Annotated in this window: 17 protein-coding genes; 12 read left to right on the forward strand and 5 right to left on the reverse strand. The window is 41.7% G+C overall.

Annotated elements, in window-relative coordinates; all coding sequences use genetic code 11:
• The first annotated feature begins 4 nt into the window (after nucleotides 1-4).
• A complete protein-coding gene (locus PP181_RS10570) occupies nucleotides 5-958 on the forward strand; it encodes a phosphoribosylaminoimidazolesuccinocarboxamide synthase (RefSeq protein ID WP_272637072.1) in 954 nt (317 codons plus the stop codon).
• Here the strand turns inward: PP181_RS10570 and PP181_RS10575 are convergent, their stop codons facing one another.
• From PP181_RS10575 to PP181_RS10585, 3 genes are all read right to left on the reverse strand, one after another.
• Nucleotides 959-1,609, reverse strand: coding sequence for a 3'-5' exonuclease (locus PP181_RS10575; protein WP_272637073.1), 651 nt, complete (start codon nucleotides 1,607-1,609; stop codon nucleotides 959-961).
• On the reverse strand, nucleotides 1,609-3,525 hold the full coding sequence (locus PP181_RS10580) for a DUF294 nucleotidyltransferase-like domain-containing protein (protein WP_272637074.1): 1,917 nt from the start codon (nucleotides 3,523-3,525) through the stop codon (nucleotides 1,609-1,611). Before PP181_RS10580 ends, PP181_RS10575 begins: the two co-directional genes overlap by 1 nt.
• A gap of 201 nt (nucleotides 3,526-3,726) precedes the next feature.
• Nucleotides 3,727-5,160 (reverse strand): L-serine ammonia-lyase, encoded by a 1,434-nt coding sequence (locus PP181_RS10585; RefSeq protein WP_272637075.1) that lies wholly within the window; start codon nucleotides 5,158-5,160, stop codon nucleotides 3,727-3,729.
• 387 nt (nucleotides 5,161-5,547) lie between these two features.
• Here PP181_RS10585 and dnaK point away from each other — a divergent pair, with 387 nt between their 5' ends.
• Entirely contained in the window at nucleotides 5,548-7,464 is a 1,917-nt protein-coding gene (dnaK, locus tag PP181_RS10590; RefSeq protein ID WP_272637076.1) for a molecular chaperone DnaK, read from the forward strand.
• Between the two features lie 182 nt (nucleotides 7,465-7,646).
• Nucleotides 7,647-8,549: a hypothetical protein gene (locus PP181_RS10595; protein ID WP_272637077.1), complete on the forward strand. Its 903-nt coding sequence runs from the start codon at nucleotides 7,647-7,649 to the stop codon at nucleotides 8,547-8,549.
• 16 nt (nucleotides 8,550-8,565) lie between these two features.
• On the opposite strand, the gene PP181_RS10600 is transcribed toward PP181_RS10595, so the two are convergent.
• A complete protein-coding gene (locus PP181_RS10600; RefSeq protein ID WP_272637078.1) occupies nucleotides 8,566-9,117 on the reverse strand; it encodes a GNAT family N-acetyltransferase in 552 nt (183 codons plus the stop codon).
• A 1-nt stretch (nucleotide 9,118) separates the two neighbouring features.
• The gene (locus tag PP181_RS10605; RefSeq protein ID WP_272637079.1) at nucleotides 9,119-9,766 is read right to left on the reverse strand and encodes an alpha/beta hydrolase; all 648 of its coding nucleotides are present in this window, start codon (nucleotides 9,764-9,766) and stop codon (nucleotides 9,119-9,121) included.
• Between the two features lie 62 nt (nucleotides 9,767-9,828).
• Between PP181_RS10605 and PP181_RS10610 the strand changes: the two genes are divergently transcribed.
• From PP181_RS10610 to PP181_RS10650, 9 genes are all read left to right on the forward strand, one after another.
• Nucleotides 9,829-10,251, forward strand: a complete 423-nt coding sequence (locus tag PP181_RS10610) for a PaaI family thioesterase (protein WP_154919988.1) — start codon at nucleotides 9,829-9,831, stop codon at nucleotides 10,249-10,251.
• Between the two features lies 1 nt (nucleotide 10,252).
• A complete protein-coding gene (locus tag PP181_RS10615) occupies nucleotides 10,253-11,359 on the forward strand; it encodes a chorismate-binding protein (RefSeq protein ID WP_154919986.1) in 1,107 nt (368 codons plus the stop codon).
• Nucleotides 11,360-11,408: 49 nt separating this feature from the next.
• Nucleotides 11,409-13,169, forward strand: coding sequence for a 2-succinyl-5-enolpyruvyl-6-hydroxy-3-cyclohexene-1-carboxylic-acid synthase (gene menD, locus PP181_RS10620; protein WP_272637080.1), 1,761 nt, complete (start codon nucleotides 11,409-11,411; stop codon nucleotides 13,167-13,169).
• Nucleotides 13,170-13,196: 27 nt separating this feature from the next.
• Complete coding sequence (locus PP181_RS10625) at nucleotides 13,197-13,535, forward strand: DUF2853 family protein (RefSeq protein WP_138258332.1); 339 nt, start codon at nucleotides 13,197-13,199, stop codon at nucleotides 13,533-13,535.
• Between the two features lie 104 nt (nucleotides 13,536-13,639).
• The gene (locus PP181_RS10630; protein WP_272637081.1) at nucleotides 13,640-14,473 is read left to right on the forward strand and encodes a CvfB family protein; all 834 of its coding nucleotides are present in this window, start codon (nucleotides 13,640-13,642) and stop codon (nucleotides 14,471-14,473) included.
• A 186-nt stretch (nucleotides 14,474-14,659) separates the two neighbouring features.
• A complete protein-coding gene (locus tag PP181_RS10635; RefSeq protein WP_272637082.1) occupies nucleotides 14,660-15,262 on the forward strand; it encodes an SPOR domain-containing protein in 603 nt (200 codons plus the stop codon).
• A gap of 58 nt (nucleotides 15,263-15,320) precedes the next feature.
• Nucleotides 15,321-16,172, forward strand: a complete 852-nt coding sequence (menA, locus tag PP181_RS10640) for a 1,4-dihydroxy-2-naphthoate octaprenyltransferase (RefSeq protein ID WP_330072480.1) — start codon at nucleotides 15,321-15,323, stop codon at nucleotides 16,170-16,172.
• A gap of 34 nt (nucleotides 16,173-16,206) precedes the next feature.
• Nucleotides 16,207-16,971: a LytR/AlgR family response regulator transcription factor gene (locus PP181_RS10645; RefSeq protein ID WP_138258336.1), complete on the forward strand. Its 765-nt coding sequence runs from the start codon at nucleotides 16,207-16,209 to the stop codon at nucleotides 16,969-16,971.
• 429 nt (nucleotides 16,972-17,400) lie between these two features.
• Nucleotides 17,401-19,353, forward strand: a complete 1,953-nt coding sequence (locus PP181_RS10650) for a sensor histidine kinase (RefSeq protein WP_272637084.1) — start codon at nucleotides 17,401-17,403, stop codon at nucleotides 19,351-19,353.

Here is a 19,353-nt window from a genome sequence, read left to right on the forward strand (position 1 = left end):
GGGCATGCAGAATACCATTTTTGATACCAATTTCAAATTCCCCGGACAAAAAAGTGTTTACAAAGGAAAGGTGCGGGAAGTCTATGCCCTTGAGGACGACCGATTGATTATGATCGCCACGGACAGACTGTCCGCCTTTGATGTGGTAATGCCCAAAGGTATTCCCTTCAAGGGTCAGATTCTGAACCAAATAGCTACCAAAATGATGGCGTCAACAGCGGATATTGTACCAAATTGGCTGACCGCTACCCCTGATCCAAATGTAGCCATTGGCCATGCCTGTGAGCCTTTCAAGGTAGAAATGGTCATAAGGGGCTACATGTCCGGTCACGCGGCCAGGGAATACAAAGCTGGTAAAAGAATGCTTTGTGGGGTCCCCATGCCAGAAGGTCTTAAGGAAAACGATCCGTTTCCCAAGCCGATAATAACTCCGGCCACCAAGGCCGAAATGGGCGATCATGATGAGGATATTTCCAAGGAGGATATTATAAAAAGGGGCATCGTTTCCAAAGCCGATTACGAAGTACTTGAAAAATATACCCAGGCACTTTTGCAACGGGGAACGGAAATTGCTGCCAAAAGAGGTCTAATTTTGGTGGATACCAAATACGAATTCGGAAAGACCAAGGATGGCACTATTGTGCTTATTGATGAGATACACACCCCAGATTCTTCCCGGTACTTTTATGCGGAAGGATATCAGGAAAGACAGGATAAAAATGAGCCCCAAAAGCAATTGTCCAAGGAATTTGTAAGGCAGTGGCTTATTACCAATGGTTTTCAAGGGTTGGAGGGGCAAAAAGTGCCCGAAATGTCAGATGAATATATTACATCGGTATCCGAAAGGTATATCGAACTCTACGAAAACATTACGGGCGAGTCCTTTCAAAAGGCCGATACTTCCAAAATCCACGAACGGATAGAAAGAAATATTTTGGACTATTTGAAAAATTCCTAATCATTTCAAATTCCTTAAGGACAGTTCCTTTTTTTCCTTGATTTTTACAAGGATTTTTAGAAATACTAGAGCGGTTATATAGGCATCGCCCAAAGCCGTGTGTCTATCCTTTTTGGATATCAAGAATTTCTCGGCCAAATCATCCAGGGAATAGTGCTCCTTCGGTTGTACGAGATAGGATTTTAGGAGCGTTTTTTTATACAAAACGCCCGTATCCAAAGGGGTGTTTTTTAATTTGGGAAGTCCCAATCTTTTGAGCGCGCTATTGATCATGCCTATGTCAAAACCCGCGTGATGTGCCACAATAATATGGTTTTCCACATAGCCCAGAAATTTTTTCATTGCCGCTTCCTCTGAAATGCAATCTTGCTGTCCATTCCTAAGGATACCATGGATAGGGACGCTTTCTTTATTGAAGGTTTCCTGTGATATGTACACATCTAGGATATCGTCGACATTGATACGATTGCCCTGTATTTTCAAGGCACCAATGGAAAGGATACGGTCGTTTGTCTTGTCAAAGCCTGTGGTTTCCGTATCCAAAACCACAAAGGTGAGCTTGTTGAAGTCCTTCTCCAAGGGCCGTTTGAAGGACTTTACGTACGCCTGCCAGTAGTCAGGGTATTTTGAGGAACGATCAAATATGCCCATCAGCCCAAAATATTGGAAACCTTAAAGCGAATGGAAATTACATCCTGTATTTCCTTGATGGCCTTAAAGGTTCGTTTTAACTTCATTTTTTCCTCCTTTGTCAAGGATTCCAACTCGATATACCTGCCGGAGTCGTGGTGGAGCAAGCCCTGTTTTGTTCTAAATTTCAAAAGTGCTTTGGTGGCGTAGGAACAGGCCAAATAGAGGTCTTGATTGTTCGGTTCCAACTCTGCCAATTTTTCATAGCGTTCCCACGTATTGCTGATTCCTTTGACAGCATGTGAAAGGATGAGTACGCGTGCCGCATCGATGAGCGGTCGTAACGCCCTGTTCTTTAAGTCGAAGAAGTCCTTGTGCTGTCCGTCCTGTTCCACTAAAAAAGACCTAAAAAAACCGGATGGGGATGGACTCTGCAAGGCCCCGTTGGCAATGTGCACCAAGAAAATCGGATATTTCTTGACGTTGGAAAAAATATAGTCGGACATATCGTTCAACAATTCCCTGTGCCCATATGCCAAACTATAATCAAAAAAAATGGAGGACATCAAAACCTCGTTGGGGCCGGGATTAATGATCCAATAGGATATTTTGTTCTTCCATTCCTTGAGGCTCAGGCACCATTTGGGATTGGATGCCATCATATCCGCCGGGCAATACTCATATCCAATTTTGTTAAGTCCTTTGGTCACTTTTTTGGAAAGTTCCAAAAAATAGGTCGTAGTCTTTGGCAATGCTTCTTCGGGCACATCTTCAAAAACCAGTGCATTGTCTTGATCGGTATGGAGCAATTGTTCGCCTCGTCCCTGACTGCCCAATGCCAGCCACGCAAACTGTACCGGTGGCGGTGTCTTCATTTTCTCCAAGGAAAGCCTTATTACCTGTTTGATACAGGTATCGTTCAGTTCAGAAATAATCTTGGAGGTCAGTGCCATGGGTAGGTTTTGGTCCAAATAGCCTCTTAAAAGCATCATGATACTTTTACGAAGTTCCTTTACTTGGTTTATTTTTTTGGCCCTTTTGATGGCCTTTACGATTACGGCCGGATTGTCTCCCAGCGATACCATTATGTCGTTTTTCGAAATAATTCCTACGGATTTACTGTTGGAAGTTCCATCCTTGGTCAAAATAAGGTGGCTTATATCATTTTTCATCATGGCCATTTGGGCCTGTGCAATCGTCATTTTCTCCGGATAGGTAATTAGCGGAGCGGACATAATGTTCCTGACGCTGGCGGTAATGGGAAACGTTCCCGTCACCACCTTGTTTCTTAAATCCTTATCCGTAACGATGCCCACGGGAAGATTGTTCTCGCAGACCAATATGGATCCGATGCGGTTTTTTGTCATTCGTTCCGCAGCCTTTTGTATGGTGGTGTTAGGTCCGCAGGTTATTAATTTTTTGGAATAGCGGATGGGCTGAAAATCATCGATGACCAAGTTTCCTTGGGCATTGAGGCTTGTCGATATTCCCGATTTTTCCAGTTTACGCGATTGGTAGGGATTTCGTAGATTGGATGCAAAACTTTCGGTAAGAAAATTGGAAACCCGCTGGTTGGATTCTGATATGGGCCTAAAAACGGCGATGGGTATCGCATAGAGAATCGATTCTTCGTAGGCCCGGGCCTCCAGTCTGTAATTCTCCTTGGCAATAAGGGGTCTAAGACCAAAAATATCGCCTTCGTCACAATAATCGGTAATGGATTTTACATTTGGATTCGTGAGCTCTATAGCCCCTTTATGCACCACATAGAAATGGGGATGCGCTTCCTCTTCAAAGGAGAACACCAAACTTCCCTTTTCCTTATAAATGATGGAAACCTGTTGGGATAGTTCCCCCAAAAGATCTGTATCCATGATATTAAATGGCGGATAGTTTTTTAGAAAATCGGCAACCCGTTCAGAAATTAAGTTTTTCATCTGTTTATTTTTATGATTTGTCATAGGTCAGATGTAATTCGCCAATGTCCATTTCAGGGGGTATCAAGAATTGTTATGGCTCATTTCAATCGTTTAAAATAAGGTTAACAGATGGATTTTTAAATATTTCCTTTTGTAGAGGTATTTAATTTGTCATAATAAATCCCTCGATGAGGGTTTCATGTCCCGCATAATTTGTTTTTAACAATCGCTTAGGAATACACCAACGGCCAATCCGCCTTCGGAGGTTTCCTTGTATTTGGAACTCATATCCTTGGCGGTTTCCCACATGGTCTGGACTATTTTGTCCAAGGGGACCTTGGCTTCGGCCGGATCGGAACCCAAGGCCAATTCCGCGGCATTTATGGCCTTGATGGCCCCCATAGAGTTTCGTTCTATACAGGGGATTTGAACCAATCCGCCAATTGGGTCACATGTTAGACCTAGGTGATGTTCCATGGCAATTTCTGCGGCCATCAAAACTTGTTCAGGAGTTCCACCTAGTAGTTCGGTAAGAGCACCAGCGGCCATTGCCGAGGAAACCCCAATTTCCGCCTGGCAACCGCCCATGGCTGCAGAAATGGTCGCCCCTTTTTTGAAGATGCTGCCTATTTCCCCCGCAACCAACAAGAACTGTTTTATGTGTTCAAAATTCCCCGCGTGGTTTTCAATGACCATATAATACATAAGGACTGCGGGGATTACCCCGGCACTGCCGTTGGTAGGTGCGGTAACCACCCTTCCCAAGGAGGCGTTTACTTCATTGACGCTCAAGGCGAAACAACTTACCCATTGCAGGATTTGCCTGAATTTTACCTCTGTCTGTCGGATGGATTGCAGCCATTCTTCCGGATTGGAGTAGGGCAGGTCCCCTTTCAGGTTTTCATGCAGTTCGAAGGCCCTTCGTTTTACATTGAGACCCCCGGGCAGTTTTCCTTCGGTGTGGCAGCCAAGGTACACACACTCCAGCATGGTGTTCCAAACCCGATTTATCTGATGGTCGATTTCATCATCGGATCGTAAGGACCGTTCATTCTCCAAAACAATTTGGGAGATGGATTTTGATTCTTTTTGGCAGATTAGCAATAATTCCTGTCCATTTTCCATGGGATAGGGAAAGCTGTTAAAAACACTGTTCTTTCTTTTGGCATTTTTACGTTCCTCCACGACAACGAAACCTCCACCAATGGAATAATAGGTTTTGGCGGTCTTTTTTCCATCTGCCAAAATCGCCTCAAACTTTAAACCGTTCGCATGGAAGGGAAGGAACTTTTTATGGAAAACGATGTCTTTTTCCGGGTCAAAATCCAAAGTTTTACTTCCCCCAAAATTCAACTTTCGGGTACTTTTTACATCTTGGACATATGTCTGAATGTATTCTATGGCAATCGTTTCCGGATCGGTGCCCAATAGCCCTAAAATAATGGCATAATCCGTGGCATGGCCTTTCCCCGTTAACGAAAGGGAACCATAGACATGGACAGAAATTGAAGCTACTTTTTCAAATTTGCCCTCTTCCTTAAGCTCTAAGATCCAACGTTCCGCGGCTCGCCAAGGTCCCAAGGTATGGGAGCTGGATGGGCCTATGCCTATTTTGAGCATGTCAAAAATGCTTATGCTTTCTCTTTGTTCCATTATCTTTTAAAAAGTCGAATACTAATGTACAAAGTTAGATCGAGGTGCAAATTGTTTTTCCATTCTGAATCGAAAAGAATTCCCCAACGACCTGCGTCGGGGTTTCCGATTAATTGTCATCCCCGCTTTGCGGGAATCCAAATAACAGTTCCGATAGCTATTGGAATCGGTTTTTGACCATACGGATCAACATGAAATTCGTTAAATACCCCAATGGTTCGTTTTGGGGATGATTGGTTTCAAGAAATTCTTTATTTCACTCCAAGCCCAATCATTCGGGTTCAAAAAGGATTGAATGACATCCTGTCAGTTTTTGTCCCTTGGCATATTGTTTGTCATTTAAAGGTTGAATGAAAAATTAAGCACTTAAATTTTAAAACATATACAATGAGTAAGATTATTGGAATAGATTTGGGTACTACCAACTCTTGTGTCTCCGTGATGGAGGGTAATGAGCCAGTAGTAATTCCAAACGCAGAAGGTAAAAGAACAACACCGTCCGTCATAGCTTTTGTGGAGGGGGGTGAAATCAAGGTGGGTGACCCTGCAAAAAGGCAGGCAGTAACCAATCCGCATAAGACCATTTACTCCATAAAGCGTTTTATGGGGAACAAGTTCTCCGAATCTGAGAAAGAAGCCAAAAGGGTTCCTTACAAAGTAACCAAAGGAGATAACGACACGCCCCGCGTAGATATCGATGGACGTTTGTATACACCTCAGGAGCTATCGGCCATGATTCTTCAAAAAATGAAGAAAACCGCCGAGGATTATTTGGGTCAGGATGTTACAAGGGCCGTTATTACGGTACCTGCCTACTTTAACGATTCCCAAAGACAAGCCACCAAAGAAGCGGGAGAAATCGCCGGACTTACCGTAGAGCGAATCATCAACGAGCCTACGGCCGCCTCTTTGGCCTATGGTCTTGACAAAAAGGACACCGACCAGAAGATTGTGGTATTCGACTTTGGTGGTGGTACGCATGATGTTTCCATCCTAGAATTGGGTGATGGCGTTTTTGAAGTTTTGGCTACCGATGGTGATACCCACTTGGGTGGTGATGACGTGGACCAAAAGATAATCGATTGGTTGGCCGAGGAATTCAAGGCCGAGGAAGGCTTGGACCTACGTGACGACTCCATGGCACTCCAAAGATTGCGCGAGGCAGCGGAGAAAGCCAAAATTGAATTGTCCTCCTCTTCCCAAACGGAAATCAACTTGCCATACGTAACCGCTACGGCTACAGGACCTAAGCACTTGGTGCGTACCTTGACAAAATCCAAATTTGAGCAATTGATAGCGGATTTGGTCAAAAGAACCATTGAGCCATGTGAAAAGGCATTGAAATCTGCCGGACTTTCAAAAAGCGATATCGATGAAATCATTTTGGTAGGTGGTTCCACAAGGATACCGGCCGTTCAGGAAGCTGTGGAAAAATTCTTTGGAAAGAAACCTTCCAAAGGTGTAAATCCAGATGAGGTGGTTGCCATTGGTGCCGCAATTCAAGGTGGTGTATTGACAGGGGACGTAAAAGATGTGTTGTTGTTAGATGTTACGCCATTATCCCTAGGTATCGAGACTATGGGTAGCGTTATGACAAAATTAATCGAGGCGAATACTACGATTCCTACCAAGAAATCCCAAGTGTTCTCTACCGCTGCTGACAATCAGCCATCCGTTGAAATACACGTGTTACAAGGGGAAAGACCCATGGCGGCCGATAACAAGACCATTGGTAAGTTCCATTTGGACGGGATACCACCTGCACCAAGGGGAACTCCACAAATAGAAGTAACCTTTGACATAGATGCCAATGGTATCATCAAGGTTTCCGCGACCGACAAGGCCACAGGAAAATCACAAGATATAAGAATTGAGGCATCTTCCGGATTGACAGAGGAGGAAATCAAAAAGATGAAGGCCGAAGCCGAGGCGAATGCCGAAAGCGATAAAAAAGCGAAGGAAAAGGCCGATAAATTGAACGAGGCCGATGGCATGATTTTCCAGACCGAAAAGCAGTTGGCCGAGTTTGGCGATAAACTGTCCGCGGACAAGAAAAAACCGATCGAGGATGCGTTGGCGGAGTTAAAAACGGCTTATGAATCCAAAGATTTGGCCGTAATTACACCGGCTTTGGATAAAATCAACGAGGCTTGGAAAGTAGCTTCTGAAGAGATGTACAAGGCACAGGCCGAAGCGCAACAAGGTGGAGGAAGTGCTGCCCAAGGCGAACCTACTGCTGATAGTAGCGGTAACGCAACCGAAGGCGATAACGTTGAGGACGTAGACTTCGAAGAAGTCAAGTAGCCTGTCCTGAGCCTTTCGGCTTGGCTCAAGGTAAACTTCGTCGAAGGGTAGACTTGGAAGAAGTCAAGTAACTTAGATATATTTTTAATATCATACTATCAAGAAAAGGAGCGATAATCATCGCTCCTTTTTTATTTTGGAATGTAATTTGTTTGGGGAGGTAATTGAGTTAATTTTGTACTATGGTAAAAAACTATCCCCATATATTCTTTTTGGTTTTATTGGCTTTTCCCACCACTTCCTTTACCCAGGAGATACGAATCTTTACGGTATCGGATTTTGATTTGAAGGATAGCGTCAAAACCTGTCTTGTCAGTACAAAATATGGTAAGGAGGAGTATGATTTCAATCAGAGGGGGTTGCTTACCAAAACGGTTACCCGATATAATGAATCGGACTATGACGTAGTCTATTACAAATATCAGGACAGCCTTTTGGTCGAAAAACGGTCCGAAACCTACCGGGACAATAAATTCGACCCAGGAACTTCCATAGCGCACTTTTTTAAACTGGATACCATCGGGCAAACAAAGATTACGGAGAACATCATCTCTTATGATAAGGAGTTTTTGGACCAATATATCTACACCTATGACGATAAGGGCGATCTGACCAAAATTGTTAGGACCAACGATGAAGGCACGGATGAAACACAGGTCGAATACAAGAAAGACAAAGGCGAGTATACCATCACCTATTTACTGAACGATGTACCCTTAAAATCGATACGGACTTCCTTTCAGACAAAAAATGGGGAGAAGCAAAAAATCGTACTTACCAAGGAATTTTTAAAAGGGGAGGCCACCAAGGCCTATGAGGAAGTATTTGGACCCAATGGGAAATTGTTGGCCCAACAGGAGTTTGAATATGATTTGGAGACCAAAAAGTTCGTCCCTACCGTAAGGACTACCTTTGAATATGATACAAACGGTATGTTGGTACAGGAAATTAAAAGGGGCGAAACTATTTTGGATAAAAAGGAGTATATCTATCAATACGATAGGGAGGGGGAAGGTAATTGGGTGAAGCAAATCGTAACCCCTGAAAATACCTATACAACCCGGAAAATCACCTATTACGAATGAGGTGTCCGGGAATCTATCAAACCTTACGCTGTTCCCATTCCTCCCTCAAAAGCCCGTAACAGCATGTGTTTCTTTTAAACCCGTCCAATAGGTAGACATCCTTTCTAAGAATACCTTCCAGTTTGCATCCCAATTTTTCGACCGCTCTTCTGGATTTTATGTTTCTTTCGTCCACCCGAAACTCTACTTTCTCAAAATCCATGTCCACAAAGGCATGGTGTAGCATGAGCCGTTTCATTTCGCTGTTTAGACCGGTTCCTTGAAATTCGTTCCCGATCCATGTGGAACCAATATGAAGCACTTTGTTTTTCCAATGTATGTTCATATATCGGGTACTGCCCGCGTATCTGTGTACGGCCTTATCAAAAATGATAAAGGGAATGCCCAACTTTTGTGCCTGTTGCTCCAAGGCCAAAAGAACGTAATTCTTGAGGGCTTCTGGGGTTTCGATATCGGAAGGGGAGTATTGGACCAGTTTCTTTTGGGAAGCAATGGGAAGGAGGTTTTCATAGTTCTCCAAAGTCAATGGTGATAGTTTCACCCGGTCGTTTTCCAGAACAATCTCCATATTAATAGGCAAAGGAATTAATGATTTCTTTTTTCAGTTCGTGGCCACCGTTAAAAGTAATTTGTTTTGCGGTGCCCTGAAAAAGTTGGTCTAATTTTTCGGTTTCCTCTTCCAATCTTTTGGCGTTGATGTATTCGTCTTCTGTACCAACCACGGAATACACGGCTGTACCATCCTTTATCAATCTTTCAAAATCGGTCGCTTTCAATTCATCGGGGATACCCCCCGCGTATAAAATCAACTTGGAACATTTTAGGTTTGTTTTTGCCAAAAGTCGTGTTGCAACGGATACCCCTTGCGAAAACCCGAAGACGATTAATTGGCAATGACTCGGGATGTTTTCGGATTCCAAAATCTTACCTACATAATTGAGGATATTTTGGGTTTCTTGCTCCCTGTCCACCCGTGTCAACCAACTTGCTCCCACATGCCTATATTTTCCGTTCAAATAATACTTTGAAGGCGCCTGGGGCGCGATTATATAGTTTTGGTCACTATCCAAATCCTCGAAATATCTCAAAAAGTATTTGCTTAGAAAACCTATGCCATGAAAGGCCAACCAAACATTTTTGGTTTTGGGCCCCAGATCATTCAGGGTTTCATAGGAATTGGTATGTTGGTATTGGACATTTTTTATTGTGGTCTGCATAAATCCATGGTGTCTATTCCTGCCTCTTGGTGTTCTATTGCTTAATTTTACAAAAAAAAAGCATGGGCGAACACAAAGATAAGATACTTGAGGTCTGCAATAACTCCTCAAAGAATACCCTCATGGAAACCTTGAACATTTCGTATGTAGATGTAGGGGAGGATTTCCTAATTGCTAAAATGCCGGTAAACCCAAGGGTGCATCAGCCGGACGGGGTGCTCCACGGAGGCGCTATGGTAGCATTGGCCGAAAGTGTAGGGAGTATGGCCTCCTATGTATTTTTGAATGCAGCGGAGTTCTTTGTTAGGGGAATCGAGATTTCCGCCAATCACGTTAAAAGTGTGAAGGAGGGCTTTGTGTATGCGAAGGCTTCATTTATCCATAAGGGGAGGACTACACAGGTTTGGGATATTCGCATAACGAACGAGGAGGACCAATTGATATCGGTCTGTAAACTCACCACGATTGCCCTTCCAAAGAAGTAAGATGGCGTATCCAATTTTAAATAGGGCCCAAGGTCAATTGGAGCAAGGTCTCCCTTTCGTGATTTATAAAAAACCGAAAGAATTTGAAATTAAGGGTGTTTTTCAGCGGGATACACAACTCCATTCCGTTACCGATTTTACCGAAAGTGGTTTTGTATTTGCCCCATTCGATACCGTGCAAAGTCCGATTCTAATACAATGCGATGAAGTCCTTTCCGAAGTTTTTACCCCCGGGAACATAAGTACGACCAAAAACCCTCTAAAAAAGGAAGTTGGGGCATCCGAATCCTATGAAAGAATGGTTTCCAGGGCCATCGAAGCTATCAAATCCGGCCAACTGGAAAAGGTGGTGCTTTCAAGAAAAAAGGAGGTGCGTGTTGCCGCCTCCGCACTGGTCATTTTTCAACGTCTGGTACATGCTTATGAAAATGCCCTGTGCTATTTATGGCATCACCCAAAGATCGGGACATGGTTGGGCGCCACTCCGGAAATTCTATTAAAGAGTAGGGGAAATTCCTTTGTAACCATGTCCTTGGCAGGAACGCAAATGGTACGGGAGGAAGTGGAAATGCCCGAATGGGAGAAGAAGGAACTGCACGAACAGCAGTTGGTGACGGATTATATAGCGACGGCTTTACAGGACACTACGACCGACTTAAAAATTGGGGATTTGGAGTCCGTCCGGGCGGGGCAACTATGGCATTTAAGGACCAAGATTTCGGGTCGTTTCGAAAGGGAAAAGCTTGGGACTTTGATAAGGGCGTTACATCCTACACCTGCGGTTTGTGGTATTCCAACCAAAAGGGCAAAAAAGTTCATTTTGGAGAACGAGCATTATGACCGAATGTTCTATACGGGATACTTGGGGGAATTAAACCTGAAAAATGAAGTGGAACGAAGCACGAACCCTCGGAATACGGAACAAAAAGCATATCGTTCCGTGTTGGAATCGACGGAACTTTTTGTCAATCTGCGCTGCATGCAACTGGACGGCACGGCGGCAAGTATTTTTATTGGGGGTGGAATAACCTCAGATTCAGACCCTTGGAAAGAATGGGAGGAGACAGAAAATAAAAGCCAGACCATTTTAAAGGTACTCTTGGATTAAGTGCTTAACAATTGGTTTTTGAAGCCCATAGGTCTTAATTTTGTAGTTGATGAATTACTCCAACATACCCGTGGCCCAATCCATTATTGGGCATTGTAAAGTCAATGGGATTAATAATATAATCATTTCGCCCGGTTCCAGAAATGCACCGTTAACCTTATCTTTTACAGAGGATCCTTTTTTTGATTGTTTTAGCATCGTTGATGAGCGTTGTGCAGCATTTTTCGCATTGGGTATGGCCCAGAATTTGCAACGGCCCGTGGCTTTGGTTTGCACTTCGGGGAGTGCGTTGTTGAATTACTATCCTGCCATTGCCGAAGCTTTCTACAGTGAAATTCCGCTCGTTGTCATTTCTGCGGATAGACCCTCCTATAAAATTGATATTGGCGATGGTCAGACCATCCGTCAGGACCATGTTTATGACAGGCACATTGGATATTCGGCAAATCTAAGGCAAGACCTTATCCACGCGACGGGAAGAATTAACAGATACCGACCCGAGTGGTTGGAGGGTAAGGATTTAAAGACGGAACAGGAACTTGTGGATACCTTTAATCATGGCGAACTGAACAAGGCATTTTCCATAGTGATCCAAAATAAGCTTCCCGTACATGTGAACGTTCCGTTTGAGGAACCTTTATACGATCTTGAAGAAATGGATTTGATGCTTCCCGATGCCATTCCGGCTCCTATGCAAAACCCATTGAACCTTCCTGATGAAGTCTTGGATAGCTGGAACAATGCCGAAAAAAAGATAGTATTGGTGGGGGTAAACCATCCAAATTCCATTTCAAAGGATGTGTTGGATACCTTGGGTAATGACGCCTCGGTTGTGGTTTTTACTGAAACCACCTCCAATATCCATCACCCAAATTTTTTTAACAGCATTGATTCCATTTTAGCTCCTATTGAATTAAGTGGTTCAAAGCATACCTTATTCGAAAACCTAAGACCTGATGTGCTGATCACTGTCGGTGGACATGTAGTCTCCAAAAAAATAAAAGCGTTTTTAAGGGAATATACCCCAAAGTACCATTGGCATGTAGGTGCCACCAAGGCAAATGATACCTTCTTTTGTTTGGGTAAGCACTTTGAATATTCGGTCAATGATTTTTTCCGCAAGTTATACGACCAGAATGGTAAAAAGTCTTCTCCTTATTTTGAAAAATGGAACCACGTAAAGTTGCAGTATATGAAAGGGCGGAAATCGTATTTGAAGAAGATTCCATATTCGGATTTTCTTGTATTTGATAAGCTATTACAATCAATTCCTAAAAACTATCAGTTGCAGTTGGCCAACAGCTCAACGATACGGTATACACAGCTCTTTGAATTGGACCCTACGCTAGAGGTGTTTTGTAACAGGGGCACCAGTGGTATTGACGGCAGTACGTCCACGGCAATGGGTGCATCGGTATATAATGAATCGCCCACGTTATTGATAACGGGCGACCTTAGTTTTTTCTATGATAGCAATGCCCTATGGAATGACTATATAAGGTCAGATTTTAGAATTATACTGATAAACAATGGGGGAGGAGGAATCTTTCGGATACTCCCTGGCAGGAAGGATACCGAGGCGTACGAACGTTTTTTTGAGACCAAGCATGCGCTGAAAGCTTCCCAATTATGTGAAATGTTCCATGTTGGTTATAGTACCGCGGACGACGGGAATAGTTTGGAAAAGGCCTTGGAAGAATTCTACAAACCTGCCGACTTACCAAAACTTTTGGAAGTACATACCCCTAGACTTATCAATAATAAAATTTTGACGGATTATTTTCATTTCATATCTTGTAAGGAATATTAACTATTAATTAAATAAGACACTAAAATTATGAGTAAAAGAGACGAGCTTATTGAAAAATATGCAGCCGACATCAAGGATAAATTCGGTGAGACTGCAGACATGGATTTGCTTACCAAAGTAACCGTTGGTTTAGGGCCATCAATTTACAACCTTGACGCCTCCAAAGTGTCTGGAGGTGACGAAAAGGAACTTGAAACGGTAAAGAACAACTACCTGATAAAGAAATTGGGACTAAGTGACGGTCCTCAATTAATGGAGGCTATCAAATCCGTTTTGGATAAATATGGTTCATCCAATAAGAACAAGCATAGAGCTGTTGTATATTACATGCTATGTAAGCATTTCAATAAGGCATCCGTTTATTAATAGATAGAATAGTAAAGTATTAAAAAAGCTGCTTCCTTTGGGGCAGCTTTTTTATTTACGACTTTGTTCAATTGCCCCGTTATTTATTGTACTAACTTTGCAACATGATAGAAATAGGAAGAAAAAATGTCTTAAAAATCCTTAGGGATACCAGTGTAGGACTGTTTCTTGGTGACGATGAAGGCAATGATGTATTGTTGCCAAATAAATATGTGCCTGAATCCTACGAGATCGGGGGGCAAATAGAGGTGTTCTGTTATTTGGATTATGACGAAAGGCCCGTAGCCACTACCTTGGAGCCGGATATTATGTTAGGGGAGTTTCGATTGCTTCAGGTTGCCGAAGTCAATGAGTTTGGTGCCTTTATGGATTGGGGCTTGGAGAAACACCTGTTAGTGCCTTTTAGGGAACAACGAAGCAAAATGAAGCAAGGCCAGTGGTACGTGGTACATTGTTATTTAGACGAAAAGACGGGCCGTTTGGTCGCATCCAATAAACTGGATAAATTTTTGAGCAATGAAAACCTAAATCTAAAGGAGTGGGAGGAAGTGGATTTGGTCATTATACGTCAAACCGAGTTAGGCTGGGAAGTCATTGTGAACGAAAAGCACAAAGGTTTGGTATATTTCAACGAAGTCTTCAAATCGATCAATATTGGGGACGTGATACCGGGTTGCGTGAAAAAAATAAGGAAGGACAATAAATTGGATATATCCTTGCAGCCCCTTGGGACAAAGGTTCTTGAGCCGGCCGCCAATAAGATTTACAATGTATTGAAGGAAAAGGGAGGCTTTTTGCCCTTGCACGATAAATCAGACCCAGAAGATATTATGGACATGTTTCAAATGAGCAAGAAAACCTTTAAGAAGGGTTTGGGGACCTTGTATAAGGAAAGAAAGGTTGCTTTGGAGAAGGACGGTATACGTTTGGCCCAATAGGCTGTAATTGTGGGTTGTAGTAAGTAAACGCTTGGTGTTCAATTTTTTATCAGAAAATTGTTACCTTATTTTTTGTGTAGTTTGCCGTTAGTCCTATTTTTGTTCCATTACAGAGTTAGAAGTGTGATTCGAACTCTTTTATTTGTTAAATTTAAGGTAGTTTTTTAGACCAAAATACTTCATCATATGCCCTTTATCGAAGAAAGCGATCTTTTAGAGTTGCATAAAGACATAGATAAGGCCCAAATAATCAATGAGCGCCTTCTAGATCAAATAAAATTTAAAAACAAGGAGCTTAAACGCAGTAAAATACAGCGAAATATTTTCGCGGGGATTACCGCTTTTTTCTTGATAGGAGGGTTGGCCCTTACTTCTTTTACGGCTGGTCTAAAAACCTCAAATTCGTTGGACAAACAAAACAATAATTTATTGGTATCCATAGATAGTTTGGATGCTATAAAAACCCGTATCGACAATTTAAAAGCTCAAAATGATGAGCTAAGCTTGGTAAAGGAGTTTTATCTGGCGAAACAATTCCTAGAGAAGGAAAAAATATATTCGGTGCAGGTTAAGTCCTTTGTAGACAACAATGTAACACTTGCTTCTGAAGCCTTGACCAATACCTTATTTGTAAAAACGAATCCTTTTTATTCCTATTCCTTGGGAACTTTCGAGACTTTGGAAGAGGCCAGATCGTTTAGGCAGCAACTGGTAAACCTTGGTTTTGAGGACGCCTTTGTGGCATCTTACAAAGAAGGGAAAAGAATTCAAATAGAAGATCCATATTAGAGTGACCCAGTTTAAGGCGTGGATAAACGCCGCAAGGTTAAGAACCCTTCCATTATCGGTGTCAGGTATATTAGTTGGTGCTACCTTGGCCTCGTACTTTGGCCACTCCAGCCCACTTATTTTTTGGTTGGCCATTTTGACCACCATAGGTTTTCAGATTACTTCAAACTTTGCCAACGATTATGGTGATGGCGTAAAAGGCACGGACAACGAAAATAGGATCGGTCCCAAGCGTGCACTACAAAGCGGGCTATTGACCCAAGGTTCTTTGAAAAAAGGAATCCTTATATCCATTATAATTGATTTATTATTAATATTGGCATTGCTTTATTTTTCATTTGGCATTAAGGAAATAGTATGGGGACTGCTTTTTCTACTTTTGGGTGTGCTGAGTATTTGGGCAGCGGTGAGATATACCGTTGGTAAAAATGCATATGGCTATCAGGGATTGGGAGATGTTTTTGTATTCCTCTTTTTTGGATTATTGTCTGTTATAGGTAGCATGTTTTTGTTCGTCAAGACTATTTTTTGGATTTCCTTTCTGCCCGCGATTACGGTAGGCCTTTTAAGCGTTGGAGTCCTAAACCTGAATAATTTGAGGGACCATGCGTCTGATGAGGATTCCGGCAAGATTACGATGATCGTTAAGATTGGCTTTAAAAAAGGGAAATTTTACCATTTTACCATTTTAATACTAGCTTTCATTTCATGGTCGGCCTTTATACTAGTGACCGCTACGGAATGGAAACATGGGATAAGTTTATTGGCCTTTGTTCCAATTTTTATTCATATGGTCACGGTGTGGGACAATAAATCTCCTGCAATGTTGGACCCGGAACTCAAGAAGGTCGCCTTGAGTACCTTTGCGCTGGCATTGCTCTTTTATTTTAGTTATTACAATTTTTTGTAGTTTTGAACGTTAACCCACTAAACAATTTACAATTTTGGAACAACCTATTAAAATACTAATCGTAGAGGACAACGTAATCATCGCAGATGATATGCAGTCCATGTTGGAGGAAATTGGGTATGAAATTGTAGATAATGTTATCGTTTATGAGCAAGCTGTTGAGGTTCTTAAGACAAAACAGGTAGACCTTGTCCTGATTGACATTATTCTTGCCTCCGATAAAACAGGAATCGACCTAGGGAAACATATTAGAGAAAACTATGACATCCCTTTTATTTTCGTAACCTCAAACTCGGACAGGGCTACTGTAGAAAACGCCAAAACGGTTAAACCCAATGGTTATTTGGTAAAACCCTTTGAGCAGCAAGATTTGTACACTTCCATAGAAATAGCCCTTTCGAATTTTATCTATGGTAAACAGGCTTCAGGTAAGACTACCAATAATTTGGAAGAATCCAACGAGGATGTGCCCATGAGCAATTCGATTCTAAAGGATTCCATTTTTGTTAAAAAACAGCATCTTTATTATAGAATTCAATTTGGTGATATCCAATTTATAAAGGCCGATAATGTCTATTTAGAGGTAAATACTGCGGACAAAAAGTTCTTGGTACGCTCTCCCCTTAAGGATTATTTGGAAAAATTACCTCAGAACAAGTTTTACAGAGCTCATAAATCGTATATCGTAAATGTAGACCATATAGATGCTATCAATTCAAAGGATATTATGATAAACAATACCTTGATTCCTATTTCAAAGGATTTTAAGGAGCTTATCATTTCAGCTATGAATTCTTAGAATTTTCATTAGGATTTAATCATATTCATAGTTCCGTTTATCGATAAAGTGTATAAAAAATCGGTTGAAATGGCATGATTGTCGTTTAACTGCATCTTCACAACAAAAAATCGACATTATACAACATTAAATCAGGACCGGCCCTTCTAAGTAATATTTTTGTAATAATAAGATATTCCGCAATACGATTTTTCGAATGATTGTTGGGAAATAGTTATTGTGAATTCTCTTTGGGATATAGATTTATGTCTTTGGTGGGATTTTTAAACATGCGGATATCTACTAAAATTACTTGAATTGATGGGGTTTACGGCGTAAATTGTTAGGGCAGAAATAACAATTATTTCAGTTGCAATTGTATAGATTATCAGAACGAATATCGCAATACGTCTATTACCTTCTTTTGAGCATGATATGAAAAGAGGTTTTTTGGTACTATTATTAGGTGTATTTTTTCTTCTGTTTACCTCTTTGGAGGTAAACGCACAGGATGTACCATTACAAGGCGAGAATTATTTTGAGCAGTTCAAGCAACTTCCCGATTCAGAAAGTCGAATCGATTTTTTCTTTGATACTTCCAACAGGTATAACCAAAATTCCGCTTACGACTGGTTGGATGCCGTAAATGTTTATTTGAACAGTTCCCAAAAGACCAGCGATAGTACTTCCGTGTCCGATTATCAATTGATCCAGTCGAAAATATACTATGATTTGGGTGATTATGAGAAGAGTTTGGCCATTGCCAAAGAATTGTTCGATGACATGGAAAAATTTCCCATGGAAAAGAAAGCGCTCATTCTCAATATCATGGACGATGACTATTCCAAGTTGGAACTTTATGATAAACAGATTGAAATCAGAAGGTTTAAAAGGGAATTAGGACTCACTGATAATGTTTCGTTTTATGACATCTATTCAAGTCTAGGTCAGCATAGAAAGGCTATGGAAGACTATATGACCGAGGAAAAAAAGAACTTGGAAGATGGCGATTTTTATGCCCAGGCGGTCTACAACAATAACATTGGAAATTACCTGCGACTGGATAAATCTACCCCTACGGCATTGGGTTATTTTAAAAAGGCAAAGGCTTTGATAGATGTCTATTTTAGCGATATCATCAATACAAAGACTGAAAATCAAATAAACGAGGGCAATCATTTAAAGGGCGTAATCGTTGGAAACATTGGAAAGTGTTATGTGCAACTAAAGGAATATCAAAAGGCCATCCCTTATTTGGAAGAGAGTATTGACCTTATCAATAAATACAATACGGGGAAGGTTTCCACGGAACTTGTAGAGAATACCTTGGAAATCGCAGAATGTTACCTTCAATTGAACAATTTTGAAAAAGCCACGGACTACCTGAGCAATGACCTCGCCCCAAAAAAAATTAGGAACGTCATCAAAAGAAATAGACTTTACGCTTCCTATTATGACAGGACCGGAGACTATAAAAGCGCCAACGAGTATTTAAAGCAGAATAATAGGATACGAGATTCCTTGGACGATAATGACACCAACATCAAAAGTCAGCAATTGGAGTCGGTTCTAAAACAGGACTTGGAGAATTCCAGAAAGATGGTGGAAGCCCAAAAGGCCGACTTGGAGAAATCCAGAAATGAGATTATCGAAAAGGACGAGAAAATCAGTCTTGTTTTTATTTCCTTGATTTTTACCCTTTTAGGATTTTCCGGGCTGGTATATACCTACTTGAAAAGTATAAAGAACCAGCGATTGATCGCGGAGCAAAAGCATTTTATAGAAAATTCCCTCATTGAAAAGGATTCGCTTTTGAAGGAGATACATCACAGGGTAAAGAACAATCTTCAAATGGTATCTAGCTTGTTGAGCCTACAAACCAAGAATACAAAAAGCAAGGCGGCCATTGAGGCTTTGGAAGAAGGAAAAAGTAGGGTAAAGGCTATGGCCTTGATACATCAAAAACTATATCAGAACGAAGATCTTTCCGTTATTGAAATGCAGGGCTATATTGAAAGTCTGATCAATAGCGTACAATCGGTCTATAAAAAAGGTGGGCATAATATTAATATCACCATCGATGCGGAAGGTGTGGAGCTGGATATTGACCGGGCCATACCCTTTGGACTCATGTTGAACGAATTGGTGTCCAATTCGTTCAAATATGCCTTTCCTAACGATGAGGAAAACGGTAAAATCTACATTCACGTGCGTAAGACGCAAGGGCAGGAAGGATTTTTTGAATATACCGATAACGGTGTGGGCTTACCGGAAGATTCAGAAGAAAGGGCGAATTCCTCCATGGGTATCCGTTTGATGAATCGTTTGGCCAATCAGCTGCAGACGACCCTAAATACCGACCGAACCGCCAAAGGGGTGCGTTTTTGGTTTCACTTCAAGTAG

The sequence above is a fragment of the Maribacter sp. PR66 genome, from assembly GCF_028464205.1.
GTDB classification, from domain to species: domain Bacteria; phylum Bacteroidota; class Bacteroidia; order Flavobacteriales; family Flavobacteriaceae; genus Maribacter; species Maribacter flavus.

Coding starts and splice junctions, on each gene's coding strand:
- PP181_RS10570 (WP_272637072.1), top strand. CDS start 5: ATGCAGAATACCATTTTTGATACCAATTTCAAATTCCCCGGACAAAAA.
- PP181_RS10575 (WP_272637073.1), bottom strand. CDS start 1,609: ATGGGCATATTTGATCGTTCCTCAAAATACCCTGACTACTGGCAGGCG.
- PP181_RS10580 (WP_272637074.1), bottom strand. CDS start 3,525: ATGAAAAACTTAATTTCTGAACGGGTTGCCGATTTTCTAAAAAACTAT.
- PP181_RS10585 (WP_272637075.1), bottom strand. CDS start 5,160: ATGGAACAAAGAGAAAGCATAAGCATTTTTGACATGCTCAAAATAGGC.
- dnaK (WP_272637076.1), top strand. CDS start 5,548: ATGAGTAAGATTATTGGAATAGATTTGGGTACTACCAACTCTTGTGTC.
- PP181_RS10595 (WP_272637077.1), top strand. CDS start 7,647: ATGGTAAAAAACTATCCCCATATATTCTTTTTGGTTTTATTGGCTTTT.
- PP181_RS10600 (WP_272637078.1), bottom strand. CDS start 9,117: ATGGAGATTGTTCTGGAAAACGACCGGGTGAAACTATCACCATTGACT.
- PP181_RS10605 (WP_272637079.1), bottom strand. CDS start 9,766: ATGCAGACCACAATAAAAAATGTCCAATACCAACATACCAATTCCTAT.
- PP181_RS10610 (WP_154919988.1), top strand. CDS start 9,829: ATGGGCGAACACAAAGATAAGATACTTGAGGTCTGCAATAACTCCTCA.
- PP181_RS10615 (WP_154919986.1), top strand. CDS start 10,253: ATGGCGTATCCAATTTTAAATAGGGCCCAAGGTCAATTGGAGCAAGGT.
- menD (WP_272637080.1), top strand. CDS start 11,409: ATGAATTACTCCAACATACCCGTGGCCCAATCCATTATTGGGCATTGT.
- PP181_RS10625 (WP_138258332.1), top strand. CDS start 13,197: ATGAGTAAAAGAGACGAGCTTATTGAAAAATATGCAGCCGACATCAAG.
- PP181_RS10630 (WP_272637081.1), top strand. CDS start 13,640: ATGATAGAAATAGGAAGAAAAAATGTCTTAAAAATCCTTAGGGATACC.
- PP181_RS10635 (WP_272637082.1), top strand. CDS start 14,660: ATGCCCTTTATCGAAGAAAGCGATCTTTTAGAGTTGCATAAAGACATA.